Here is a 24,744-nt window from a genome sequence, read left to right on the forward strand (position 1 = left end):
TTCTCGGCGGTCGAGTATCAGCTGGATGCGGTCCGGTGCTACTCGTACACAGCGGGGGGGCAGAAGGTTCGTTGCAGGAGGACAAGTCCGAAAAAATTCCGATCGCTGTTCATCGACGCTGAGAGTTTAGGATACTCTCGACGAATTTAGAGTGCTTTGTCGAGTAAAACATCAATTCCAGCTGCCTTAAGCTCTCGGGCTAGCTCGATCTGCCACCCCTCGCCCTCTATTGAAATATAGGCAACACTGGAGAAGTCGGTGGGGATCTCCACTGAAGGATGGTTGAGAGCGGCAACCCGGTCCCGTCCGAGAATTCCAATGAATAGCCCAAGTTCGAACACAACATTTTGCCGATCTCTGGCTCGATTATCCTCAGATTCTCGAGGTTTCCCCTCGTCATCGGGCGTCAGGAGCACAACGGCAAATGCTGCCTGTTGTGCGTGGGAAAGGAGTTTGCCGAGCAGGTCTTGGCCTCGGTTTGGCTGGTTTGCCAGAACTATGATGTCGCGGTCGGTGACGGTTGCCAGGAAGTGGCGAACGGTCTCACGCCGAGCGAGGTCATGGCCGTGCACCAAAAAGATGGGCGCATCTGCTGCCGGCTGCGACGGCGACGGGGTCATCGGGGTGTATTGATACACGTCTAGCCGATCTTCAATAGAGTCGAGAACTCGAATCTTCTCTTTGATGTCAGTTACTACTTCAGGTAGCCGATCCCAGGGAATGGTGGCTCTTCACCGTTGAGTGTGGTGTGTCATGTCTAACCCGCCGCCGATGAGGAGCATCCGGAGGCGGTAGTTGTCCCGGTTGCGGAAGCCTCGGGCGATGCGTCGGTGGAGTTCGATGAGTCCATTGATGGCTTCAGTGCCGCCGTTGCTGGCGCCGTTGGTGTCGAAGTAGCCGAGGAACTCGCGGCGCCATCTGTTCAGGGTCTTGCCCAGCCGTGCGACCTCGGGGATCGGACACGAGGTGAAGGTGGCGAGGATCTTCTCGGCGACTGCTCGCCCGGCGGCATGAGTGCCCTGACGGTAGGCGGAGCGAACCTTCTGGGCGCACAACCACGCGATTTCGACCTCGATGTGTTGCTCGTGAGCGGCCCAGGCCGTCTCGAGCCGATCGCGTTGCCGATCGGTGAGATTCTCCGCGCCGGCGCGCAGGACGTTGCGGACCCGGTACAGCGGATCGCTCTTGCGGCCGCGGTGGCCGTGGATCTGCTGCTGAACCCGCCGGCGGACATCATCGACGACAGTGGTGGCCAGCTTGACCACATGGAAGGCGTCCAGGACCGAGCGGGCGTCCTCGAGCTGGTCATCGATGGCGTTCTTGTACCCATGGAACGGGTCCAGGGTCGCCACCTCGATCCGGGCTCGGAAGGCGTCGCCGCGCTGGTCGAGCCAGTCCTTGTACACCCTGCCGGAACGGCCCGGCACCAGATCGAGCAACCGCGCCCTCGTGCGCCCGCCCTCGTCCCGGGTCAGGTCGACCATCCCGGTCAGCTCTTTGGGGCCGCGCCCGCCGTGATGGATGGGTTTGGTCGAGACGTGATGCCAGACATGCTCGTCAACCCCGAGGATCGCGACGCCCTCGAAGCGGGATGGGTCCTCGTCAGCGGCCTGCAGCAGGGGTTGGATCGAGTCCCACACCGTGCGCCATCCTGTCCCGAGCTGACGGCGGATCCCGTTGACGGAGGCGTGCTCTCGGCGGATCTGCTCGATCGCCCACCGGCACGCCCGGGTCGTCAGCACCGCTCGCGGTGCAGCGACCTTCTCGTCCTGCTCGATGAACGAGCCGACCTCGCAGGCTGGATCTGGGCACAGCCACCGGCGCTTGCGCCAGATGATCCGCACCGGTCGCCCGAACGCTGGCGCGTCGACCAGGCTGACCTCGATCCGACCGTGACCACGGGCGATCACCCCGCAGGAGCGGCATCCCATCGGCTCCGGCGCGGACTCGACCGTCACCACCAGCCGGTCGTGGTCATCCCGTTCGGCGGTGAGCACATGCAGCCCGGGCAATCCGACCAGCAGATCGCAACACGTGCAGTAGTCGCCGCGCGCACGGCAGTACAACGTAGGCTCAGGCATGGTCGAGGTCCTTGTGATCAGGAGAGGTCAGAGTCCTCTGATCATCGAGGGCCTCGGCGCTTTCGAGCCCTCACCCCAGGCCCCGGCGCGTCACACCCCCACACTCAACGGCGAAGAGCCGGAATGGTAGTAGATGCTACTTTGAGGTCCAGGAGTGCGGCAGCGGTGGCCGTGAACTCTCCCTTAGGGCTAGAGGTGAGAATGCCGGAGACTTTGAAGCCATTCTCGAGAACTGCAGATGTCTTGCTCTCCCAAGACAGATATCTGCTTCGAAACACCGCAAGCCCGCCACTTTCCTTGGGCGTGGCGTTCAATACTGCCTCACCGTCAGCCTTGGCGGCGGCAAGTTGAATGCGAAGCTCGCTAGCGGGGCGGGAGAGTTCTACGGATCCCATGGGTGATTCAACCCTCCTCAATTACCGCATCTAGCTGTGATGTCCAGGGACGTTGTTGCGTGAGCAGCTGACAGGCGAAGGCCTCCTGTTGCGAGAGTGGAGTTGTCAAGAAACCGCTCACGCGAACAGAAGGCCTTCATGTCCCACGCTAACGCCGCCCTGACCCCTCGCGCCCGCCTACGCCTGGCCAAGCTCATCGTCGAGGAGCACTGGCCGGTCGCCACCGCGGCCAAGATGTTCATGGTCTCCCCACCCACCGCCCGCAAATGGGCCACACGCTTCCGGGCCGAGGGACCTGCAGGCATGGTCGACCGGTCCAGCCGGCCGTCCACGATGCCGACCAGAACACCGCCTGCGGTGGTGAAACAGATCGTGGCCGCCCGATGGCGCCGGCGCCTGGGGCCCGTGCAGATCGCCTCAGAACTCGGGATGCCGGCATCCACCGTCCATGCCGTGCTCGTGCGTTGCCGGATCAACCGCCTCGCCCGTCTGGACCGGGTCACCGCCGAGCCGATCCGCCGCTATGAGCACCCCCACCCCGGCTCGCTGATCCACGTTGACGTCACGAAGTTCGGACGCATCCCCGACGGGGGCGGGCACCGATTCGTCGGGCGTCAGCAGGGCATGAAGCACCGCGCGGCGACTTCGGACCGAGAAGGAACCCGTGATGCCCGATACCAGCCCCGGCTCGGGGTGGGCTTCCTGCACACCGTGATCGATGACCACTCCCGCTTCGCGTATGTCGAGATGCACTCCGACGAACGCAGCCAGACCGCCATCGCGGTGCTGCGCCGCGCGGTCGCTCACTTCGCGCAGCTGGGCGTGGAGGTGGAGCGGGTGCTCTCGGACAACGGTTCGGCCTACCGCTCGCATGCCTGGCGGGATGCTTGCACCGAGCTCGGGATCAAGCCCAAGCGGACTCGGCCCTACCGACCGCAGACGAACGGGAAGATCGAGCGGTTCCATCGCACGCTCGCTGACGGGTGGGCCTACGCCAAGTTCTACGGCTCAGAGACCGAACGCAGGGCCGCGTTGCCTGGGTGGGTGCACTTCTACAATCATCACCGAGTCCACTCCGCGATCGGAGCCGCACCTGCCAGCAGGCTCAACAACCTCCCTGGACATCACATCTAGCCAGCCCTTGAAGGCGGCAAGATGAGCGTAGGCTTTGGCCCCGTCTCTGGCCGCCTCGATGACCGCATAAGCGCCAACGCCAGAGGCTTTTACCGGGGGTGCCAGGCGCTCCAACTCCGCCTTAAGACCCTCAGGGACGGAAGACGCAACCTCGTCCCGAAGCGCGTTGTAGGTGAGGGGCAATCCGTGCGCGGACTCCTCGGGGACTGCCGAGAGGGCACTGGATACGGCGCTTCTGAGGCGCTTCAACTTGGCGACGTCAACTTCAGTCATGACCACAGTCTCTACCAGATTTCGGGGCATGCGTCCTGCGGAGGGCGAGCCAGGTAAGGGGATGTCTTGCCCAGGAGTCTGTGCAGGGCCTGTTGTGTGTGCACAGACGACGAGGAGAACGCTCCGTCTGACGAAGTCCGCGTCGCGGACGTTGCTTCCACATTGGTAACCCCGCCTATCGTCTAGGTTTCGTTTCTCACGAGCCGCTGCCGGGACCTTCGAGGCTTGGGATGGTGGTGGCTCCTCGAACCGTTTTCAGGCTGCGGGGGGCGAAGCTGAATGTCACCAGCCCCCGCGCAGCCAGGTAGTGGATGAGCCGGTTCTGCTGGGTGCGGGACCAGTGGAAGTTCTCGGCGAGCTCCGACCACAGCGGTCCTTCACCGTGCTGGGCCCAGAAGTTGTCCACCCACTGGAGGATCTCTGTCTCTTGTTCAGGGGTGATGAAAGGGTCCCGGCCGGTACGGGATTCCAGTGCCTTGATCGAGTAGATGATCTGCTCGAGCTGCCCCCAAAGCAGCTTCAACACTGCTTCCTCGGTCGGTAGCTTGCCCTTCTTGAGCAACCGGCCTGCATAGAAGCCGAGGACGGACTTCTTTGGGTAGAGCGAGACGAGCGGAATCAGGCCCTCGACCAGCTCCGGATTCGGGGAGACGTTCAATGTCTTGAGCCACTGCCTCGCTCGCTTACGATCCGCCGTCTGGTCATGGGTGGTGTCTGAGGGGATGATTGCCGGTTCAGCAGGGGGCTGGTGGGTCATATCGCACTCCATTGCGTGGTGGATGTCGTGGTGGTCGTGTGGAGAGATGGATCAGTGAGGGGATCACTCGAAGAGATGGCGTGGGGTCTGTGTCATGGGGGAGCAAAGATCGTCCGGTCCCTTCGGACGTAAGCGGCGGCACGGATGTCTGCGGGGCGTGGAGCTGGCCGCGCCCGGCCCGACAAGGTCGAGATCTCAGCCGGGACTCCCTCTGAGTATTCAGGCTGTACCGCTGTGGTGGGTGCAGACAGACCCATTGCCGCCGAGGTGAGTGCTTGGAGCTGTCTGAGGTAGGTGGTGCCCTCGAGAGCGATGGCAGCCACCTCGACCTCAGCGCCGCGGAGGGCGCGCTCGACGCGTCGTTGCTGTTGCAATACCGGCGGGGGCGCGGAGAGCGGGGAGATCCGGCTCAGGTCGAAGGGGCACCGTTTGCCCTGTCCTTGGGGGCGGGGGTTGCCGCAGCGTGCCCCGGGGCCGGCGGGCCGGAGCGCGCCGTGATGTGTCGTACGCAGGGGCTTCTGGCAGCCGGGGCAGTCGGTCGCGAGGAGACGATCGTGGTCTAGGCACGCGGTGACCCAGGCCAGACGCCACGTGATCTTCCAGACTCCGGTCTCGGCCAGGCACCAGGGGCAGGCCTGGGAGCGGTTGAGCAGCACCCATCCGTGGGCTACCACGGACCGGGTTCCGTGACGGTTCTGGCTGTCGATGAACGGGATGACCGGGTATCGCGTCAACAGGCAGTCCTGCAGGAGTCCCCGGTCGGTGCCGGTCCAGGAGGCCAGCACGTCCAGGATCGGGGGCGGTGGGGCGATGTTCGTGAAGCGCAGGGGCGCCCGGGCTTCGGTGGTCAGCTGTCGAACGAAGCCGCTGGTGGTGACCCCGTTGGCAGTGGCCACGCGTTCGAGATAGGAGTCCAGAGCTTCCTCGGGGGCGGGTCTGGGGCGGATGGGCAGCAGCGTCGACATCAGGCGCTCCTCTGATGGGCGGAAGCAAAAGTGGGAAAGGAGCTGCCGGCCGCGGAGGCGATCGCGGCCCAATCCTCACCGCGGACATGGGTGTCGAAGGCCTCGAGCAGTCGCAGACGAGCTTCGGGGTCGAGGTCGGCGTGGAAGCGGTCCACGGACTCGAGGGAGAGATCGGGAGCGGGGCCGGAGTCTGGCAGGCCGCGGGCGTACTCCACCCATGCCCATGCCGGGACGAGGGTGCGGGCCGGCCAGAACGGGTGCCGGGGCAGATGTACGGCGGGGATGCGGGGCAGGGAGGGGACAGCCAGGAGGGTCCCGCGTCGGTAGGCGTAATCGACGAGCCCGTCGTCCACGAGAGCCTGCGCGCGGGCGAGCAGCCGGTCGCACTCGCCCGGGGTCAGGGTGCCCCGGGTGCGGACCCGGGTGAGCAGGTCGTGCTGGTTCACGACGGCCGGGATGCCGTGCGCGACGAACACGGCGCTGCCGGTGGCGTCCTCGCCCAGTGCCTCCAGGAGCAGGGTGTGCAGGGCGAGGGCTTCGAACGCCTGGTCTTCCAGGTCACGGAGCCGCGACCAGCGGGTTGACCGCCAGGGATCGACCACGGTGGGGATGTGCTGGGGCCGCAGACCGGTGGCTGCGCAGAGGTCCGTGAGCTGGCGCAGAAGGGCGCGTCGCCGGGCCCGGGCCAGGGCCAGGGCGGTCGGGCTTTCGGGCTGGAACGGTGCTGGGGCGACGACGAAGCTCGAGGGCAGCGAGTCCTGGTGCTGCAGCTGCTGCAGGTGCGCTCGGGCGCGGGATTCGTTCAGCAGCGCGGGGTCCAGCGTGGCCAGCTGCTTCATCACGATGCCTGGTTCGCCGGGCGGATGGGTTCCCCGCTGATTCCCTGCTGGCCTGGAAGTGCCCCCGAGGGGCGGTCGGGGCAGGACGTCGCCGTCAGGCTCGTGGGCATCACCGGCGGCACAGATGCGGCGCAAGACCGACAGGTGGGACCTGGAGGCCTTCGACCCCTGCAGGGCCCTCGTCGTCAGCTCGTCCAGGCGTCGGAGACGGGCCAGCTCCTCTGTGGTGGCGGCGCGGGTCGGCGTGAAGGTCCGCTCGTGGGTCAAGAGGGTGTGGCAGCGCAGGCAGACCGGGGCCAGGGCCAGGCGCCAGCGCAGTGCCCGGTAGCCGGTCAAGGGGGTGCAGCTTGGGCAGAGCCAGACGTCGTGCCGGTGCAGGGCCCATCCGCGGCGGTGGTGGAGGCCGCGTCCGCGGAGGATCAAGGGCCAGCCGGCCATGGTCATCCTCCTGATCTGGCCGGCGTCCAACCCGGTGCTCCGGTGGACCGCGTCCGTCAGGCCCGGAGGCAGATCGGCGTCGGCATAGCGGGGCGGCAGGGCCAGGGGAGGGGTCAGGCCGGTGGCGTTGAACCGGCGCACGTATCCGCTCAGAGACTCGCCGACGATCGGGGCGAGAGCGGACGGTGGATGCTCTTGGTCGGTCACCTCTTGGCCTTGCGGTTCTGCTCCCGGCGGGAGGTCAGGGTGGCTTCGCGGGCCAGGTCCGCTTCGGCGGCTTCGGCCCGCGCGGACAGGCGCACGCCCTGCAAGTGCTCACTGACCAGCGTGGTGTCGCCCTGGTCAAAAGCGTCGAGTAGGGCTGTGGTGATCAGCTGGTGAGTGTCCCCGAGGTGGCCCTGGGTACGGGCCCATATCTGTCCTGCCAGTTCTCGGGTGAGGGTTCCCTCGGTCGCCGAGTCCAGGTAGGGCATGAACTTCTTCTCGGCCCCGGCCAGCAGTTGCTGCCATGCCACGCGCTCGGTGGTGTCCTGCTGGACGGTGTAGGGCTGCAGAGCGAAGGCGTGCAACCGGGCGGCCACCTGGGGGTCCTGGTAGACGGGGCCGCCTTCCATGTTGGCGCCGACGAGCACGAGCGTGCCGTCGCGTTCGCCCATCATCGTGTTCAGGAACTTCACGTAGTCGAGGACGTCGCGGGCGCGTGCCTGTTTGGCTCGGAGCATGTGGGCATCGTCGAGGATGAGCAGCTTGACTCCGTGCCGGGCGACGGCGTGGACCAGCAGGGTGGTGTCCTTCGTGGTGCGCCCCATGATCGGGTAGCCCAGGTAGCTGAGGATCGCGGCATTGACATCGGGGACCTCGGAGGCAGCGCGCAGGGTGATGTACACCTGGGGGATCCAGTGTGAGGGGGAGCCGCCACTGTCGGTGCGGGAGGGGAGCTTGTCGACAGGCTGGTCGTGCATCATGCGCTGATAGCGGTCTTGCGCGTAAGACTTGATGAACGTGGACTTGCCCACCCCGTTGGGCGCGGACAGACCGATGATGGTCTTGGCCCCGGACCGGGCGTACTCGTTGCGTTGCAGGACCCGGTCCATGCCGCGCCGGATAGCCGCTGTGCGGTCGCAGTCGAGGGTGGAGGCGCACATCCACCGATGCATCCGCGTCCAGTACTCGTCCTGGTCTTGGGTGGAGAGCGTGGAGAACTCTCGCAGCAGCACGGGTTCAGGCGGGGCGGGTGCCGGGGTCAGGGCCTGGGTGTGCCAGAGCAGGGCGTCCATCAGATCTCCTGGGCATAGTCGGGCCAGGGTTCGAAGAGTCCGGCGAGCCCGTTGGTGGCGGTACGGTCCGGCATCGCATCCGGCGGGACGAGACGGAGGTGCCGTCCGCCGTGTTCAAGGTCGGTGGGGGCCTCCGGGGTGGTGAGGCGGTGGGCGAGGGCGGCTTCGTCGTGGTCGCGTCGGGCTTGGTCGAAGCGCATGCGGGAGGCGGCCATCGTGGTGGTCCACGTCTCGTCGGCTCGGGTGTGGGCCAGGTGCCCGATCTCTTCGATGAGCTGGCGGTCGATGAGCGCGCCGGTCAGAGCCTTGGGCCCGCCGCGGGCCCGGATGCGCCGGCGGGCCTCGTCTCGGACGACGTCGGTCAGGGGTGCGTGCAAGAGGTGACGGTTGCGCCAGGGGATCTCGTGGATACGGTCAGTGTCCGGGTGGCGGAACCAGAGCCGGGTGGCGTCCCTGGGGTCGTAGTGGAACGGGACCTTGGCGTCCTCGTCGCGGAACCGACCGGGGATCTTGCTTCGGAACTCATCCAGGACGGCCGCGTCGTAGGTCATGTTCTTGTACTCGACGCCGGCATGGCCGGGGGTGAGCCACCGGGTGGGCAGGAACTGGTAGATCAGATCCGGGTGCTGGGGGACGTGGATCCGGCCGGTGGTGGCCAGGATCCAGTCGAACATCTCCAGCGGGGAGATATTCACCTCGGGTGCCCCGGGCAGGGTCAGTCCGGTGTGGGGGCGGCGGTGGTAGTCCAGGGCGATGAACTGCCGCAGCCGCCGCTCGAGGTCGGCTGCGGTGAGCAGGGGTGCCTCGGCCACGACGCCGGTCCAGCTGCCACGTTCGGAGACGTTCCGGCCCTTGTAGCCGGGCAGCTGCTGGTAGAAGCGCTGCAGGGTCTCGTGGAAGCGTTCGATGTGCGGATTGTCCGTAGGGCGGGTGCCGCGAGAGTGGCTCAACGTGATCGACCAGTGCAGGGCGAGCCGGCGCAGCTGTTCGCTGCGGAAGATCGATCCGTTGTCCATGCGAAGGTGGGTGGGCGTCATCGCGGGGATCGCATGTTCACCCAACCCACTGGCGGGGTCATTGGCCAGTGGGGAAGCCTGCTCGGGCAGTTGGAGCGAGGTCGGGACCCCGCACCATCGCCAGTCACTGGCGCCGTCCTGATCGATGAGCATCGACTGCGGCCGCATCGCGTCGTAGAGCAGCAGGGCGACCTCGGTGGCGCTGACCGACTTGGGGAACACCCGGACGGCGACGATGACTCGTGCCGGGACGCTCATGATGGTGGCGATCTCCACGCTCATGGGCTTGCCGGTGAACTCGTCGTAGACGAGGTTGTCGGCGCGGGTGACGTCCGTGGCGCAGTGGCCCAGGTGGTGGAGGGCGGCACTGGCAGTGGAGGAGATCTTCCGGTGCCGGCGCGAGCGGTGCGCCCGGGTGGTCTTGCCCAGCTGCGCGAACCGGTGACTGAGGTAGTCGCTGACCAGCCGCTGGGGCAGGTGGGCGTCGGTGATGCCCTCCGCATGCATGCGGACCTGGATGCGCCGGTGGATCTCCTGCCGGTTGGTCGCGGAAGCGGACCCGTCGAACCGGGCGAACTCCTGCTCCGCGATCTTTAAGAACCTCGGGTCCAGGGCGCCGAAGCCTTGGGCGCTGCGCAGGGCGCGTCCGTCCACCAGGCCACGCAGCCCGGAAGCCTGCCACCGCCTTACCCAATGGTGCACGGCACGGGGCGTGACGCCGGGACTGTCGAGCTCACCGTCCTGGACCCGGCGCATCAACTCCCGGTCCGCGGACTTCTCGAAGCTGACCAGCCGAGCCATCGCCTCGCACTGAGCGCTCACACTGGCCTGGGAGAACGGGCCGAACGGTACGACTGGCTCATGGGGCTGCGCGAGCGAGGCCAGCCCGCTGCGGAACCCAGTGAGAATCTCCAGGACGCACTCCATCTTGAAAATGGCGTCCTGCTGCACCTTCTCCGGCAGCTGGTCCCACCACGGGTGCAGGGCCGCATCCACGGCCTGAGCCTGCCCGTCGATCGTGGGCCGGATGATCAGGTCGGTCCAGGGGACGAGCTTGGCCGGCTCGTTGATCGTCTCCAGCTCCACGCCCAGGGCCCACATCGATTTCACCCGGGCCGGGCCGGCGTCGGTGAGGACGCGGTCGCCGATGTTCAAGTCCACGGAGAAGTTCATCTCGGCTCCCATCGCACCGGCGTGCTGGTTTTCAGGGGCCGGGTGAGATCCAGCTGCAGACGTCCGTCCCACGCCCAGTGCCACATCGCTGAGATCAGCTCCCCGGAACCGTCATCGGCGCCGAGCAAGGTCCCGATGGTGGCGGAATTGGTGCAGGCGAGCCTCTCGAGCGTGTCCCGGAGGTCCGCATACCAGGGCATCGAGTGCCGGTAGCTGGAGAGCCAGCGCAGGTTGATGGCGTGTACCTCGGGCAGGCCGCCGAAGAGCTCGTAAGTCCACCCGTTGTGCTCGCACACCGCGCGGGTGCACCGCGCGGCCTCCCAGAACTTGGGGTCCCGACGACCTTCCGGGCGGACGTCCCAGACCGTGACGGCCCCCTCGTGAGTGAGAGTCAGCAGGTCAGGGGTGTGCCGCCGGGTCCCGCCGCTTTGTCTGGCCCACGTCACGGTCAGCGGCTGCCCAACCAGCCTGTCCTGGGCGGGATCTCGGTCCAGGACGAGGACGAGCTCCTGCTCCAGCCCGGACTCCACTGCGACGACGTCCGTGTTCGTGGCGCTGAATGTCTGCACGGGAACGTGTCGGCTCAGCGCGTGTGACCGCGGGGTCCGCACGGACATGATGGTGCCAAGGTCGGGCAGGGGGTCGGTGGGGTGGCAGAGGACAGGGCCCTCCGGAGTGGAGAACTCCAGATGGCTCCAGGGTGTGGCTGGTCCTCCGCCGGCGTCACCCATAAGCTGGGACACGGCGGTTCCTTCGATTCAGTTCGCGTTGTATCAGGGCCGCTACTTGGAGGGCGTGGCGGTTGCAGCCGTCGCGCCCTCCCGCGCATCTGTGATCAGAGTCAGCTCACGCAGGCGGCCTACGCAGACGGTAACCTGCACGAGCGCGAGGCGCAACAGGATAGGTCTCATGACGCTCCGTCGCCCGGGGCTGAACCCGGGTCAGCATTAGAGCTACATCTCTCGACCCGCCTGCCGACCATGTAGATCTCATCATCTCGCGCCCATCGACGAAGGTGACCCATGTGTATGGTTAGACACCCGAGGAACCGCTAAATTTCCCCTCGCCTTTGGGGGACTTGCGCGGATTTTTCATGAGTCATAACATGATTGCAGGTGTGCGATCACTTCCCCCGCGGATGAAACCAACTCGAAGGTGATGTAGTGCATATGTCTCATGAATGTGGTGGCGTGGGCGGGGCGAGGACCCCTTCGATCGTCCGGACTCTCGCTCGGGTGAAGCGGGGCAGCTGGGCCGAGATCGACGACGCGTTGGTGCGCGGGCTGCGACCCGCTGAACAGATGCGGTGTCTGCATCCGGACTGCACGAACATGTGCGCATGGCCGACCGACTCCAGTGCTGGCCGGCCGCAGACCTTCTGCAGCCGCAACTGCCGCCAGAACTTCGAACGCACGCGAATGCGCTTGCGGGATGAGATTGGTGTGCTCACCGAGTTGTGTAACCGAGGAGGCGCCCCGGTGGAGACGCGTCGGGCCATCGAGGTCGGTATAGCCCAACGTTCGTGGATGTTGCGTCGCTACCCCGACCTCAATCCAGAGCAGCGGCTAGGACCGGCACCCGACACGTCAGCAACGCGGCCGGGACAGCGCTGAGTAGCGAAGATGAGAAAGACGCGGTGAACATGAATGCATCCGGTCTGGTGGCCGACATGGGGGCATCCAAGGCGGTCCGGGCATGTGGGCTCTGCGGTGCCCAGGGAAAGATGAGCCGCACGCACGTGCCGCCGAGAGCGGCTGGCAACGACGATCGCGTGGAGCGTGCGCCAGACCGGTTTGTCGGGCAGCTCCGTGAGCCCGGCCGCTGGAACAGGGGTGGCATGTGGGTCCGCGGCCTCTGTAAGGCGTGCAACAGTCGTTGCGGTGGCGAATACGACAGGGCCTACGCCGACTTCTCCACGCAGGTGCAGCGGTTGACGACCTTGGGTGCGCGGCGTTTGGCCATCCATCCGGGGGCCGTGCCGGACGTGAGGTTCGCCCCGGGTGCCGTGATCCGTTGTGTGCTCTATGGCATGTTCGCTCTGAACAGCGGGCTGAGCACCCGGTACCCGAGCCTTGCGCAACAGTTGGCAACGGAGGACTACCACCGTGGTTCCAGCGTGGACTGGCCTGCTGATCTCAGTTTGAGGCTGGGCCTCTCAGACCCCCGTTTCCCACGAAGTGGGTTGTTGGCCAGCAGGGTCTGGGCCGTCCGGGTGCTCGAGCGCTCTCAGGCTCACACGTCGCTGGCTGACATCGTCTGGCCACCACTGGCATGGTCGCTGGTTTGGGCTGCCAACCCTCTGGGAGCCGTAACGGGAGAGCCGCAGATTACCGGCTCTTCGCCGTTGAGTGTGGGGGTGTGACGCGCCGGGGCCTGGGGTGAGGGCTCGAAAGCGCCGAGGCCCTCGATGATCAGAGGACTCTGACCTCTCCTGATCACAAGGACCTCGACCATGCCTGAGCCTACGTTGTACTGCCGTGCGCGCGGCGACTACTGCACGTGTTGCGATCTGCTGGTCGGATTGCCCGGGCTGCATGTGCTCACCGCCGAACGGGATGACCACGACCGGCTGGTGGTGACGGTCGAGTCCGCGCCGGAGCCGATGGGATGCCGCTCCTGCGGGGTGATCGCCCGTGGTCACGGTCGGATCGAGGTCAGCCTGGTCGACGCGCCAGCGTTCGGGCGACCGGTGCGGATCATCTGGCGCAAGCGCCGGTGGCTGTGCCCAGATCCAGCCTGCGAGGTCGGCTCGTTCATCGAGCAGGACGAGAAGGTCGCTGCACCGCGAGCGGTGCTGACGACCCGGGCGTGCCGGTGGGCGATCGAGCAGATCCGCCGAGAGCACGCCTCCGTCAACGGGATCCGCCGTCAGCTCGGGACAGGATGGCGCACGGTGTGGGACTCGATCCAACCCCTGCTGCAGGCCGCTGACGAGGACCCATCCCGCTTCGAGGGCGTCGCGATCCTCGGGGTTGACGAGCATGTCTGGCATCACGTCTCGACCAAACCCATCCATCACGGCGGGCGCGGCCCCAAAGAGCTGACCGGGATGGTCGACCTGACCCGGGACGAGGGCGGGCGCACGAGGGCGCGGTTGCTCGATCTGGTGCCGGGCCGTTCCGGCAGGGTGTACAAGGACTGGCTCGACCAGCGCGGCGACGCCTTCCGAGCCCGGATCGAGGTGGCGACCCTGGACCCGTTCCATGGGTACAAGAACGCCATCGATGACCAGCTCGAGGACGCCCGCTCGGTCCTGGACGCCTTCCATGTGGTCAAGCTGGCCACCACTGTCGTCGATGATGTCCGCCGGCGGGTTCAGCAGCAGATCCACGGCCACCGCGGCCGCAAGAGCGATCCGCTGTACCGGGTCCGCAACGTCCTGCGCGCCGGCGCGGAGAATCTCACCGATCGGCAACGCGATCGGCTCGAGACGGCCTGGGCCGCTCACGAGCAACACATCGAGGTCGAAATCGCGTGGTTGTGCGCCCAGAAGGTTCGCTCCGCCTACCGTCAGGGCACTCATGCCGCCGGGCGAGCAGTCGCCGAGAAGATCCTCGCCACCTTCACCTCGTGTCCGATCCCCGAGGTCGCACGGCTGGGCAAGACCCTGAACAGATGGCGCCGCGAGTTCCTCGGCTACTTCGACACCAACGGCGCCAGCAACGGCGGCACTGAAGCCATCAATGGACTCATCGAACTCCACCGACGCATCGCCCGAGGCTTCCGCAACCGGGACAACTACCGCCTCCGGATGCTCCTCATCGGCGGCGGGTTAGACATGACACACCACACTCAACGGTGAAGAGCCAGATTACCGAGCACCTCCCTGACGTGAGTGAGTGGCTCACCTATGGGCCTCACCGAGACTCCGTTGACCTTCGGAACCTGGTCACTCACCTTCCGTACGCGACACACCCACTTCTCACGGGCGACGACACCTGGATCGAGATGTACCCGGATAGGGAAAGCGAAGACCGGGCGATCACGGTCTTTGGTCGGAAAGCCTTTTAGCGATTGTGGCCTGAGGTGGTGAACGAGGCGGTGTAGCTAGGTTCTGCCTGCCGTCGCTACAGGTGCGTCAAGGTCGAGGGCGTATCTCTAAAGGCGCTCCAAACGAGGGGTGTCAGTCGATCACGGTGGCTGCCGCTTCGACTTCCACGAGCTGGCGGTCGTACCCAAGTGCGGCAACTCCGATCAGCGTTCCCAGGGGCGTGAGCACCCGACCGTGCCGATGGGCGCGCGTTCGCAGACAGGTGGACTTCTACCCGTTCAGCTCATCACTCGGGGTACAGACGCCCGAGGTGGGCATGTCCGAGTGCTTCGAAGTCCTCGTCGCGCACTTTGAATGCCCAGGCGGCCGTTCCGACCGCCTCCGCGACATTCGTGCGTCGCCACATGTCGGGATCTCGCGGATCACGTCCGTAACCGGCAACGACGGCCGCCTCGAGTTCGGGATTGCGCAGGAAGTCCTGGCGACCGAGCCGTACGAAGTCCTCCTCGGGCGTCCTCAGATCGGCGCGGCCCAGGTCGATGACCCGCAGGACACCGTGATCGTCGAGCCAGTTGCGCGGCTGCCAGTCCCCATGAGTGGGGACGACCGTTGCACCCCCAACTGGCCAGCCAGCGACCTCCTGACGCACCTGCTCTGCAATCCGGGGATGGATGCGGTGCGGCATGGAGAGGAAACGCAAGGTTCGGTCGCGCAGGCGAGCATTCCACGTGGGGTCAGCCGTGGCGTACTGGTCGTGGAAAACGGCGCTCAACCGACCAGCCTGTTCGTAGATGCCGGGGTCGTCCTGGGCGGGCGTTCCCTCGACGAGTTGCCCTTCCAGATAGGTGGTGATGAGTACGCGGGCTCGTTCGTCAGCGGCGATCATGCGGGCTGCGCTTCCTGTCGCACGCCATGGGGCGGCCCATTCCCGGTGGCCGCGAATCTCGCGAGCGATGTGGCCATTCGACGGGCCGCCTGCCTTCACGATCACGCGGCACGGCCCAGCCACCACTTCCAAGACCACGGTATCAGTTTGTCCCCAGGAGTGATCGGCGACCACACGGCCGCCCTTCACGTGCGCCTCGACAAATTGCCGCTGATCAGCATCCAGCGCGTCCAGCCCTACAGCCATGTGCCCCTCCCATTCACCAGGTTGAGTCTGCCCGAACATGCCGGGGTCGCATCTCCCCGACTCACCCTCATGCCGCCTTTCTGGCGACCCATGGGAAGCCAGTGGCGCCTAGGCCGTGTTGCTAAAGGGTGCTCGTGGGCACGCGGGTGATCCTTGTGTTCGTGGCGCGTGTGGAGATCTCTGATGATGCTTGGGCTGTGATCGGCCCATTGTTTCCGGCCGTGGGCACGACTGGCCGTCCGCCGGTCGACCGTCGCGCGGTGGCCGAGGCGACGGCGTGGCGGTTCCGGACGGGATCGCCGTGGCGGGAGGTGCCCGAGCGGTTCGGGAACTGGAACACGATCTACAAGAACTTCAACCGGTGGGCCGAGCAGGGCGTCTGGACTCGGGTGCTGGAGGCGGTGCAGTCCTTCACGCATCAGCGTGGAGAGTTGGACTGGGTGACTTCGATCGACTCCACGATCGTGCGCGTGCATCAGCACGGCGCGACCCTTCCCCGAACCACAGGGGGATCCGCCGAACTACAAGAAGTACGGCGAGGAACCGCCTGATCACTCGATCGGTCGCTCTCGAGGCGGGTTGACGACCAAGATCCACCTCGTCTGCGACGGAAAGGGGAGAACCCTGGCGTTCGTCCTCACGGGAGGACAGGTCGCCGACACGAGCATGTTCCCCGACACGATCGACGAGATCCGTGTCGTCGGCGTGAAAGGACGCCCCAGGACCCGTCCGGAACGGGTTATCGCCGACAAGGGCTACCCGTCGAAGAAGAACCGAGCCTGGCTACGCCAGCGAGGAATCGCCACGACCATTCCTGAACGCGACGACCAGATCGCGCACCGTCGCAAGAAGCCCGGCCGGCCGATCGACTTCGGGCGCGATCAGAAACGACGCTACAAAGGCCGTAACGCCGTCGAGCGCTGCTTCAACAAGCTCAAGCAGTGGCGCGGAATCGCGGCCCGATCAGACAAGACCCCCCGGAACTTCCACGCCGGGCTCAGCCTCGCAGCCACCCTCCAATGGGTTTAGCAACACGGCCTAGGTGTACTGCTCGGGGACGTTGATCAATCGTGAGAACGGCGGCTGGTTGCTGCAGGCCGTGTGGGGGCGATGCTGGTTGTACTGGTGGAGCCAGCCGGAGAGGGCGCCTCGGCGTTCGGCCTCGCTGGTGTAGCAGCGGGCGTAGGCCCACCCGTCGGCCATTGTCCGGTGGAACCGCTCGACCTTCCCGTTGGTCTGCGGCCGGTACGGGCGAGTCCGCTTCGGGGTGATCGACAGGGCCTCGCAGGTGTCCCGCCACAGGTGTGAGCGGTAGGCGCCGCCGTTGTCCGACAACACACGCTCGATCGTGACACCGAGGTCGGCGAACCACTCCACAGCGCGGTGCAGGACGGCGACAGCCGTGATGGCGGTCTCGTCATCGTGGACCTCCGTGTATGCCACGCGGGAGTGGTCGTCGATGACGGTGTGGACGAACGCGTACCCGAGCTTCGGCCCGCCGTACTGATTGCGTGGCTTGTCGGGGGTGGCGGCGCGGTTGCGTCCGCCTTGGAGTCGTCCGACGTACCGCCACCCGCCACCGTCGGGGATGTTCCCGAGCTTCTTCACGTCCACGTGCACCAGCGACCCAGGGTGTGGATGTTCGTACCGTCGGATCGGTTCGCCCGTGGCCCGGTCGACGTACGACAGCCGGTTCATGCGCGCCGTCGTGAGGATGCGGTGAACCGTCGACGGGGCGATGCCGAGCCGGGCGGCGAGCTGCACTGGCCCTTCCCGCAGCCGCATTCGCAGGCTCACGCACCGCTTCGCCACCACTCGCGGGGTTCTGTTGGGGGACGACTTCGGGCGCGAAGAGCGGTCGGACATGGGCTCGCCGGATAGATAACGGTCGACCCAGCGCTTCACCGTGGGCCAGGAGACCTGGAAGCGGGCGGCGGCCTCGCTGATCGGCCACCCGTCGTCGACGACGAGGCGGGCGACCTTGAGGCGATGGCGGGGTGTCAGTGCCGCATCCGCGTGTGACATTGGATTCCTTGCTGGGGTAGGCATCGTTCGGGTGAGGGCGTCAAGCGTGAGGAGCAGTCCCCTCGGCGGGTCACAGGGCGAGTCGCGCGGCGAGGGCTCGGCCGGTGTGGGTGTCGGTCGTGGCCAAGTCGGCGGCTGGTCCTTGGTAGGTGATGTGGCCGCCACCGGGTCCTGCGTCGGGGCCGAGGTCGATGACGTGGTCGGCGGTGGCGATCAGGTTCAGGTGGTGGTCGGCGACGACGACGGTCGCGCCGGTATCGACAAGGCGGTGAAGCAGCCGGGTCAGGGTGTCGACATCGCTCATGTGCAGCCCTGTGGTGGGCTCGTCCAGGGCGTAGACGGTGGCGGACTGCGCGATGCGGGTGGCAAGACGTAGGCGTTGGCGTTCTCCTCCGGAGAGGGTGGATAGGGGTTGTCCGAGGGTGAGGTAGCCCAGGCCGACATCGACCAGTCCGGCCAGCGGCGGGCCTGCGGGAGTGTTGGTGTAGCGGGTGGCGGCGTCGGCGACCGGCAGGCCGAGGACGTCGGCGATCGTCAGGCCGTCCAGGGTGTGGGTGAGCACGTCTGCGGTGTAGCGGGCGCCGTTGCAGGTGGTGCAGGTGACGGGGACGGGGCCGCTTCCGGGGGCGTCGAGGTAGGTGACGCCCAGGCCGGTGCAGTCGGGGCATGCGCCGGCGCTGTTGGCGCTGAACATGGCGGGCTTGAGCTTGTGTCCGGGGGTGCTGCCTGCTTTGGCGAAGGCGTCTCGCAGCCAGTCCATGACGCCGGTGTATGTGGCGGGGGTCGAGCGTCGTGATCCGCGGATGGGGCGTTGGTCGATGACTGCGAGGTCGTCGCGTCGGGGCAGGTTCGTTAGCAGAGATGTCTTCCCGGCGCCGGCGACGCCGGTGATGCAGGTCAGGACGCCCAGGGGGATGTCGACGTCGAGGTGGTGCAGGTTGTGGGTGGTGGCGTCGCGGATGCGCAGGGTGCCGGTGGGGGTGCGGGGCGTGAGGTTGAGGGTGGGTCGGGCTGCGAGGGCTGCGGCGGTGGGCGTGTGCGTGTGGGTGAGTTGTGCGGGGGTGCCCTGGAAGGTGATGGTGCCACCGTCGGTGCCTGCACCCGGGCCCAGGTCGATGACGTGGTCGGCGGCGGTGATGACGTCGGGGTGGTGCTCAACGACCAGGACGGTGTTGCCCTTGTCGCGCAGTGCGTGCAGAAGCGTGACGACCTGGGCGGTGTCGTGGGCGTGGAGCCCGGCGGCGGGTTCGTCGAAGACGTAGGTCAGGTCGGTGAGGGCGGAGTCGAGATGAAGGACGGTGCGGATGCGTTGTCCCTCGCCGCCGGACAGGGTGGAGGTGGGGCGGTCCAGGGCGAGGTAGCCCAGGCCGACGCGGGTGAGGTTGGCCAGCAGGGACTGCAGCTGGGCGATGAGCGGTGCTGCGGCTGGTAGGTCGAGGTCCGCGAGCCAGCGGTGCAGGTCCGTGGCGGGCATGGTGTGGCAGGTGGTGATGGGGGTGTTGTCGATGGTGCAGGCGCGGGCGGCTGAGTTCAGGCGGGTGCCGGCACAGCCGGGGCAGGGCCCGGTGGTGGCGGCGAGCTCGAGGGCCTCGCGCAGGCGTGGTTTGAGCGCGGCGGGGTCCTTGGACAGGTACAGGCGGGTGATCTTGGTCAGCACTCCTTCGTAGGCCATGGGGTAGGTGCCGGTGTCGACGTTGGGTCCGGTGCCGGTCAGGAGGTGCTCGAGCTCGGCCGGGGTGTACGACTGCACCGGCTTGTCGTTGTCGAACGCCCCGCTGCGGGCGTACACCTTCCAGAACAGGGACCCGACGGTGAAGTTGGGGAAGGTGATCGCGCCGTCGTTCAACGACAGGGATCGGTCCAGGACGAGATCGACGTCGAGGGTGGCGGTGCGCCCGGTGCCTTCGCAGGCCGGGCACATCCCGGTGGCAGCGTTGAAGGAAAGCGCGTGGGGACCGGGCACCGGCGGGGTGCCGTGCCCGGCGTAGAGCTGGCGCAGCAGGGACCAGGCATCGGTCGCGGTCCCGACGGTGGAGCGGGGGTTGGCGCCCAGGGGGGCCTGGTCAACGACGATCGACGCGCTGAGACCTTCGAGGGTGTCGACGTCGGGGCGGGGCAGGTGGGGCATGAGGTTCTGGACGAAGGCCGGGTAGGTCGCGGCGAGGAGCCGCTGGGACTCAGCTGCGATGGTGTCGAAGGCCAGGGAGGACTTGCCTGACCCCGAGACCCCGGTCACCACGGTGAGCTGCTTCTTCGGGATGTCGACGTCGACGTCGCGCAGATTGTTCGTGCGGGCGCCGCGCACCCTGATGACGTCGCGGTTCGACACGGGCTGCTCCTGGTGGTGGGTCGTGGAGGTCATCGGTTCAGTCCTGGTGGGGCGCTGCGGTCTTGGGCAGGGCGAGCATCGCGACAGCCGCAAGCAGGTAGGTGGCGACCTGCCAGGGCATCACCTGGGCCAATGCGTCGCCGAACAGCTCGGCCGGCGCGGTCGCGGGGCCGGCGCTCGAGGCGGCGTTGAAGAAGACGGTGCCCAGGACGGCGACGCCGACTGCACCGCCGATCTGGTTGACGGTGGACAGCACGCCGCCGGCGGCGCCGGCGCGGCGGCCGGGAACCCCGGCCAGGACGACGTTGACCAGGATCGGGGCGCCAAGTCCTAGGCCGAGGCCGCCGAGGAACATAGCGCCGGCCAGGGGCCAGTAGTCGGGGGTGGTGGAACCGTCGCGGACGAGCCACCACAGCAGCGCCTGCGACGCGGCCAGGGTCAGGGACCCGGTCAAGAGCAGGGCCCGCCCGGCCCTCGCGGCCAGGGCGACACCCGCACCGGAGGTGAGCATCGACCCGATGGCGTACGGCAGGATCACCAGGCCCGTGTCCCAGGCCGAGCGACCGGTGCCGGCCTGCAGGTAGATCGACACGACGAGGAAGAACGAGGCCAGGCCACCGAAGAACAGCACCGACGCGGCCAGGCCCGCGACGAACGGGCGGACCCTGAGCAGGTCGGGGTCGAGCACCGGCTCCCCGCCGCGGCGCGCGAGGGCGTTCTCGTAGCGCAGGAACCCGGCCAGCACGAGCACCCCGGCGGCGAGCAGAGCCCATCCCCACGTGGGCCAGCCCCAGTCGCGGCCCTGGACGAGGGGCAGCAGCACCAGCAACACCCCGACGGCGGCAAGGAGCGCACCGACTCCGTCCAGGCGAGAGCGAGCGGCAGCGCGGGAGTCGGGTAGGACCCGCCAACCCAGGACCAGAGCGACCAAGGCGATGGGGATGTTGATCCAGAAGATCGTGCGCCAGCCCAGGCCCCACAGGTCGGCGTCAGCCAGCGCTCCGCCGATCAGGGGTCCGGCGACCGAGGCCAGCCCCTGGACGGCGCCGTAGGCCCCGAAGGCCTTGGCCATGGCCGCCGGCTCAAAGGAGGAGCGGATGATCCCGAAGACCTGCGGGACCATGAATCCGCCCGCGAGTCCCTGGACCGCCCGAACGGCGATGAGCGCGCCTGCGGTCGGGGCCAGGGCGCACGCTGCGGACGCGATGGCGAAGGCCGCCAAGGCGGCCAGGAACACCCGGCGTCGTCCGTAGTCGTCGCCGATGCGGCCACCGGTGATCAGGCCCGAGCCCAGCGCCAGGGTGTACGCGGCGAGCATCCACTGCAGCTGCGCTGGCGAGGCGTTCAGGTCTGCCGCGATGTGCGGGGCCGCGACCGTGACGATGGTGACGTCGAGCAGGTCCATGAACGAGGCGAACAGCACGACCAGCAGCGCGAGCGATGCCGCCCGGCCGCCGACCCGAGCATCCGCTGAGGTGTCTTGAGGAGAAGTCATGGCCTCACCGTGCCGTCGGTTCAGGACACCGAATGTCCGCAACCCGCGCCATGCTGGTGTAATGGCCGATACCTCCGCCCGCATCCTGCGGCTGCTGTCCCTGCTCGAGGCGCGCGTCGAGTGGCCCGGTGGCGACCTCGCCGAGCGGCTCGGGGTGTCGGCGAGGACGGTGCGCCGGGACATCGACACACTGCGCGAGCTCGGCTACCCCGTCGAGGCCGTGCCCGGTCCCGGTGGTGGCTACCGGCTCGGCGCCGCCGGGAAGCTCCCGCCCCTGGTGCTGGACGACGACCAGGCCATCGCCATCGCGCTGGCCCTGCAGACCGCACCAGCGACCGTGACCGGAATCGACGACGCCGTCGCCCGAGCGCTGACGACCCTGCGCCAGGTCATGCCCGCACGCCTTCGCGCCGCCAGCGAAGCCTTCGAGGTCACCGCACTGCGCAACTACTGGGAATTCTCGGCGCCACCCATCGACGTCGCGACGCTGCAGGTCGTTGGGTCCGCGATCCGCACGAGCTCGTGCCTGAGGTTCGACTACGCAGACCCCGACGGGCGCGTCCCCGGGCCGGGCGACGCCGACTTCCGCCCGCCACACGACGTCGAGCCCCACCACCTCGTCGTGTGGGCTGGCCGCTGGTACCTCGTCGCCCGCGACCGCAACCACGGCACCTGGGGCACCTACCGGGTCGATCGCATCCGCCCCAAGACCCCCGCCGGCCGCCCCTTCACCCCCACCCCCCTCGACCCCGACGACCTGAACCGGCTCGTCGTGCAGAACCCCGACCGAGGCGACACCCCCGGCCAGTGGCAGTGCGTCGGCACCGCAACCCTCCCGCTGCCCGCAGACGTCGTCGCCCGCTGGGCCCCCGGCGGATCCGCCGTCGCCCCCATCGACCGGCAGTCCTGCCGCCTGACGATCGGGGGGTGGTCCTGGGCTGGAGTCGCCGGCCTCTTTATCACCTTCGACACGGACCTCACGAATGTCGAACCGTCCGGCCTACGCGACGCCCTCGCCACCATCCGGCGACGCCTAGAACCCGCCCCGCTGGGGGGTCTACGCCCAACACTCCAACAGTAATGACCGGCACATGCTCGGCCCGCAGGGGCAGGATTCTCCACCTCCTCCCGCACGATGACCTTGCTGGCTGGCGCACAGCCGGTCGATCAACGTGTCCGGTCAGTACACCTAGGTGTGATGTCCAGGGACGTTGTTGTGTGAACAGCTGACAGGCGAAGGCCTCCTGTTGCGAGAGTGGAGTTGTCAAGAAACCGCTCACGCGAACAGAAGGCCTTCATGTCCCACGCTAACGCCGCCCTGACCCCTCGCGCCCGCCTACGCCTGGCCAAGCTCATCGTCGAGGAGCACTGGCCGGTCGCCACCGCGGCCAAGATGTTCATGGTCTCCCCACCCACCGCCCGCAAATGGGCCACACGCTTCCGGGCCGAGGGACCTGCAGGCATGGTCGACCGGTCCAGCCGGCCGTCCACGATGCCGACCAGAACACCGCCGGCGGTGGTGAAACAGATCGTGGCCGCCCGATGGCGCCGACGCCTGGGGCCGGCACAGATCGCCTCAGAACTCGGGATACCGGCCTCCACCGTCCATGCCGTGCTCGTGCGCTGCCGGATCAACCGCCTCGCCCGTCTGGACCGGGTCACCGCCGAGCCGATCCGCCGCTATGAGCACCCCCACCCCGGCTCGCTGATCCACGTCGACGTCACCAAGTTCGGACGCATCCCCGACGGGGGCGGACACCGATTCGTCGGGCGCCAGCAGGGCATGAAGCACCGCGCGGCGACCTCGGACCGCGAAGGAACCCGTGATGCCCGATACCAGCCCCGGCTCGGGGTGGGCTTTCTGCACACCGTGATCGATGATCACTCCCGCTTCGCCTATGTCGAGATGCACTCCGATGAACGCAGCCAGACCGCCATCGCGGTGTTGCGCCGCGCGGTCGCCCACTTCGCGCGCCTGGGCGTGGAGGTGGAGCGGGTGCTCTCGGACAACGGCTCGGCCTACCGCTCGCATGCCTGGCGTGATGCCTGCACCGAGCTCGGGATCAAGCCCAAGCGGACTCGGCCCTACCGGCCGCAGACGAACGGGAAGATTGAGCGCTTCCACCGCACGCTCGCCGACGGCTGGGCATACGCCCGCTTCTACGGATCCGAATCCGAACGCCGATCCGCGTTACCCGGCTGGCTCCACTTCTACAATCATCACAGGCACCACTCCGCGATCGGAGCCCCACCCATCAGCAGAATCGACAACAACCTGCCTGGACATCACACCTAGGGCGTGTCTCCTAATGCCTTGAGCCAGATGGTGATGGCGCGTAAGACCACGCCGCCGTGGTAGGTCAGGGCGAGCTTGTCGTAACGGGTAGCCAGGGCTCGCCACTGCTTGAAGACGTTGAAGGAGCGCTCCGCGACGTTGCGCCGCTTGTAGGCCTCGGGGTCGTAAGAGACCGGGCGCCCGCCCTGGGCCCCTCGGCGGGCCCGGTTCGTGATCTGGTCGGCTCTCTCCGGGATCACCGCCTGGACGCCCTTGCGTCGCAGCAGCTCCCGGATGGCCCTGGAGGAGTAGGTCTTGTCGGCCAGGGCCCGCACCGGGGTGGTCCGAGGCCGGCCCCTGCCGGTGCGCGGCACGCGCAGCGCGTTCATCACCGGGCCAAACATCGGGGCGTCCCCGCCCTGGCCCGGCCCGAGCAACATCACCAGCGGACGCATGTTCCCGTCGCACAGGTGGTGGATCTTCGTGGACAGCCCGCCGCGGGAGCGGCCGATTGCGTGATCAGCAGGCTCCTGGCGCTGTTTCATGTAGTTCGCCGAGTCCCCCTGTGGTGCGGGGCAGATTCGTGGCGTGCTGATGGGCGCGGTTGATCGTGGAGTCGATCGAGACCTCCCAGTCGATCAGCCCCTGATGGTCGGCCCGGCCCAGCAACGCCGTGAGGATGGCATCCCAGGTCCCGTCGCCGCTGAACCGGCGATGGCGTTTCCACACCGTCTGCCACGGCCCGAAGCACGATGGCAGGTCCCGCCAGGCAATCCCGGTCCGGTAGCGGTAGATGATGCCCTCGACCACCATCCGGTGGTCACGGAACGGCCGGCCCGCTTCGTCCGGCCGGGGCATCAACGACTCCACCAGCGCCCACTGCTCGTCGGTCAGCGATTCGGTCCGTGTCACCATCCCAGCGTTTCAGCCAGGGGCCGCACCCATTAGGAGACACGCCCTAAGGCCCCAGCGCCAACACCAGCTCACCGGGGCTGGCGCGAGCGGACCACGACCTCCGACTCCGGGTACGGACGATAGACAGCACCAGCAGGTGAAAGACGCTGCCGCGGATCCCTCCTACGTCGGGATCCTTGCCCTCGAAAACAAGGTCACGTTGACAGCCGTACCCCGACATCTCTGGGAGCGAAG

Annotated in this window: 19 protein-coding genes; 6 read left to right on the top strand and 13 right to left on the bottom strand. The window is 67.3% G+C overall.

The features are described 5' to 3' along the window. Nucleotides 1-146: 146 nt before the first annotated feature. Nucleotides 147-620 (bottom strand): TIR domain-containing protein, encoded by a 474-nt coding sequence (locus tag KW076_RS03165; protein WP_224356212.1) that lies wholly within the window; start codon nt 618-620, stop codon nt 147-149. A 111-nt stretch (nt 621-731) separates the two neighbouring features. Then, entirely contained in the window at nt 732-2,081 is a 1,350-nt protein-coding gene (locus KW076_RS03170; protein ID WP_224356213.1) for an ISL3 family transposase, read from the bottom strand. A gap of 533 nt (nt 2,082-2,614) precedes the next feature. Between KW076_RS03170 and KW076_RS03175 the strand changes: the two genes are divergently transcribed. Further along, nucleotides 2,615-3,610, top strand: a complete 996-nt coding sequence (locus tag KW076_RS03175; RefSeq protein WP_224355348.1) for an IS481 family transposase — start codon at nt 2,615-2,617, stop codon at nt 3,608-3,610. A 469-nt stretch (nt 3,611-4,079) separates the two neighbouring features. Here the strand turns inward: KW076_RS03175 and KW076_RS03180 are convergent, their stop codons facing one another. The 6 genes from KW076_RS03180 to KW076_RS03205 all read right to left on the bottom strand — a co-directional run bounded on the left by KW076_RS03180 (nt 4,080) and on the right by KW076_RS03205 (nt 11,079). Then, nucleotides 4,080-4,640, bottom strand: a complete 561-nt coding sequence (locus KW076_RS03180) for a hypothetical protein (RefSeq protein WP_158491804.1) — start codon at nt 4,638-4,640, stop codon at nt 4,080-4,082. 92 nt (nt 4,641-4,732) lie between these two features. Next, nucleotides 4,733-5,605, bottom strand: coding sequence for a TniQ family protein (locus KW076_RS03185; protein WP_217565343.1), 873 nt, complete (start codon nt 5,603-5,605; stop codon nt 4,733-4,735). Further along, nucleotides 5,605-7,089: a TniQ family protein gene (locus tag KW076_RS03190; RefSeq protein ID WP_224356214.1), complete on the bottom strand. Its 1,485-nt coding sequence runs from the start codon at nt 7,087-7,089 to the stop codon at nt 5,605-5,607. The genes KW076_RS03185 and KW076_RS03190 overlap by 1 nt, the downstream gene beginning before the upstream one ends. Beyond that, entirely contained in the window at nt 7,086-8,159 is a 1,074-nt protein-coding gene (locus KW076_RS03195) for a TniB family NTP-binding protein (protein WP_158491807.1), read from the bottom strand. Before KW076_RS03195 ends, KW076_RS03190 begins: the two co-directional genes overlap by 4 nt. After that, on the bottom strand, nt 8,159-10,348 hold the full coding sequence (locus KW076_RS03200) for a Mu transposase C-terminal domain-containing protein (protein ID WP_224356215.1): 2,190 nt from the start codon (nt 10,346-10,348) through the stop codon (nt 8,159-8,161). The genes KW076_RS03195 and KW076_RS03200 overlap by 1 nt, the downstream gene beginning before the upstream one ends. Next, nucleotides 10,345-11,079, bottom strand: coding sequence for a TnsA-like heteromeric transposase endonuclease subunit (locus KW076_RS03205; protein ID WP_224356766.1), 735 nt, complete (start codon nt 11,077-11,079; stop codon nt 10,345-10,347). The genes KW076_RS03200 and KW076_RS03205 overlap by 4 nt, the downstream gene beginning before the upstream one ends. 1,721 nt (nt 11,080-12,800) lie before the next feature. Between KW076_RS03205 and KW076_RS03210 the strand changes: the two genes are divergently transcribed. Beyond that, nucleotides 12,801-14,150 carry an ISL3 family transposase gene (locus KW076_RS03210; protein ID WP_224356213.1) on the top strand — a complete coding sequence of 450 codons (1,350 nt, stop codon included), beginning with the start codon at nt 12,801-12,803 and terminating at the stop codon, nt 14,148-14,150. A gap of 475 nt (nt 14,151-14,625) precedes the next feature. Here the strand turns inward: KW076_RS03210 and KW076_RS03215 are convergent, their stop codons facing one another. After that, nucleotides 14,626-15,510, bottom strand: a complete 885-nt coding sequence (locus KW076_RS03215) for a phosphotransferase family protein (RefSeq protein ID WP_224356216.1) — start codon at nt 15,508-15,510, stop codon at nt 14,626-14,628. 131 nt (nt 15,511-15,641) lie between these two features. Between KW076_RS03215 and KW076_RS12705 the strand changes: the two genes are divergently transcribed. Continuing rightward, nucleotides 15,642-16,022, top strand: a complete 381-nt coding sequence (locus KW076_RS12705) for an IS5 family transposase (protein ID WP_434084368.1) — start codon at nt 15,642-15,644, stop codon at nt 16,020-16,022. 28 nt (nt 16,023-16,050) lie between these two features. Continuing rightward, on the top strand, nt 16,051-16,500 hold the full coding sequence (locus KW076_RS12710) for an IS5 family transposase (protein WP_434084355.1): 450 nt from the start codon (nt 16,051-16,053) through the stop codon (nt 16,498-16,500). 9 nt (nt 16,501-16,509) lie between these two features. Here the strand turns inward: KW076_RS12710 and KW076_RS03225 are convergent, their stop codons facing one another. The 3 genes from KW076_RS03225 to KW076_RS03235 all read right to left on the bottom strand — a co-directional run bounded on the left by KW076_RS03225 (nt 16,510) and on the right by KW076_RS03235 (nt 21,320). Continuing rightward, entirely contained in the window at nt 16,510-17,496 is a 987-nt protein-coding gene (locus tag KW076_RS03225; RefSeq protein WP_224356217.1) for an IS481 family transposase, read from the bottom strand. 70 nt (nt 17,497-17,566) lie between these two features. Next, on the bottom strand, nt 17,567-19,858 hold the full coding sequence (locus KW076_RS03230) for an ATP-binding cassette domain-containing protein (RefSeq protein ID WP_224356218.1): 2,292 nt from the start codon (nt 19,856-19,858) through the stop codon (nt 17,567-17,569). A gap of 4 nt (nt 19,859-19,862) precedes the next feature. Then, nucleotides 19,863-21,320 carry an MFS transporter gene (locus tag KW076_RS03235; RefSeq protein ID WP_224356219.1) on the bottom strand — a complete coding sequence of 486 codons (1,458 nt, stop codon included), beginning with the start codon at nt 21,318-21,320 and terminating at the stop codon, nt 19,863-19,865. A 61-nt stretch (nt 21,321-21,381) separates the two neighbouring features. On the opposite strand from KW076_RS03235, the gene KW076_RS03240 reads away from it, so the two are divergent. Continuing rightward, nucleotides 21,382-22,401, top strand: coding sequence for a helix-turn-helix transcriptional regulator (locus tag KW076_RS03240; protein WP_224356220.1), 1,020 nt, complete (start codon nt 21,382-21,384; stop codon nt 22,399-22,401). A gap of 216 nt (nt 22,402-22,617) precedes the next feature. Then, nucleotides 22,618-23,616, top strand: a complete 999-nt coding sequence (locus KW076_RS03245; protein WP_224355908.1) for an IS481 family transposase — start codon at nt 22,618-22,620, stop codon at nt 23,614-23,616. Here KW076_RS03245 and KW076_RS03250 read toward each other — a convergent pair. Further along, nucleotides 23,613-24,507 (bottom strand): IS5 family transposase gene (locus KW076_RS03250; RefSeq protein WP_224356221.1). Its coding sequence is split into 2 segments (ribosomal slippage): nt 23,613-24,152 and nt 24,154-24,507, totalling 894 coding nucleotides; the frame shifts between segments, so codons are not numbered across the junction. The two genes, KW076_RS03245 and KW076_RS03250, sit on opposite strands and share 4 nt — an antisense overlap. Between the last annotated feature and the right edge of the window lie 237 nt (nt 24,508-24,744).

This window comes from Micrococcus porci (assembly GCF_020097155.1).
Lineage (GTDB): Bacteria > Actinomycetota > Actinomycetes > Actinomycetales > Micrococcaceae > Micrococcus > Micrococcus porci.

Coding starts and splice junctions, on each gene's coding strand:
- KW076_RS03175 (WP_224355348.1), top strand. CDS start 2,615: ATGTCCCACGCTAACGCCGCCCTGACCCCTCGCGCCCGCCTACGCCTG.
- KW076_RS03165 (WP_224356212.1), bottom strand. CDS start 620: ATGACCCCGTCGCCGTCGCAGCCGGCAGCAGATGCGCCCATCTTTTTG.
- KW076_RS03170 (WP_224356213.1), bottom strand. CDS start 2,081: ATGCCTGAGCCTACGTTGTACTGCCGTGCGCGCGGCGACTACTGCACG.
- KW076_RS03180 (WP_158491804.1), bottom strand. CDS start 4,640: ATGACCCACCAGCCCCCTGCTGAACCGGCAATCATCCCCTCAGACACC.
- KW076_RS03185 (WP_217565343.1), bottom strand. CDS start 5,605: ATGTCGACGCTGCTGCCCATCCGCCCCAGACCCGCCCCCGAGGAAGCT.
- KW076_RS03200 (WP_224356215.1), bottom strand. CDS start 10,348: ATGAACTTCTCCGTGGACTTGAACATCGGCGACCGCGTCCTCACCGAC.
- KW076_RS03245 (WP_224355908.1), top strand. CDS start 22,618: ATGTCCCACGCTAACGCCGCCCTGACCCCTCGCGCCCGCCTACGCCTG.
- KW076_RS03195 (WP_158491807.1), bottom strand. CDS start 8,159: ATGGACGCCCTGCTCTGGCACACCCAGGCCCTGACCCCGGCACCCGCC.
- KW076_RS03210 (WP_224356213.1), top strand. CDS start 12,801: ATGCCTGAGCCTACGTTGTACTGCCGTGCGCGCGGCGACTACTGCACG.
- KW076_RS03205 (WP_224356766.1), bottom strand. CDS start 11,079: ATGGGTGACGCCGGCGGAGGACCAGCCACACCCTGGAGCCATCTGGAG.
- KW076_RS03230 (WP_224356218.1), bottom strand. CDS start 19,858: ATGACCTCCACGACCCACCACCAGGAGCAGCCCGTGTCGAACCGCGAC.
- KW076_RS03225 (WP_224356217.1), bottom strand. CDS start 17,496: ATGTCACACGCGGATGCGGCACTGACACCCCGCCATCGCCTCAAGGTC.
- KW076_RS03235 (WP_224356219.1), bottom strand. CDS start 21,320: ATGACTTCTCCTCAAGACACCTCAGCGGATGCTCGGGTCGGCGGCCGG.
- KW076_RS03215 (WP_224356216.1), bottom strand. CDS start 15,510: ATGTTCGGGCAGACTCAACCTGGTGAATGGGAGGGGCACATGGCTGTA.
- KW076_RS03240 (WP_224356220.1), top strand. CDS start 21,382: ATGGCCGATACCTCCGCCCGCATCCTGCGGCTGCTGTCCCTGCTCGAG.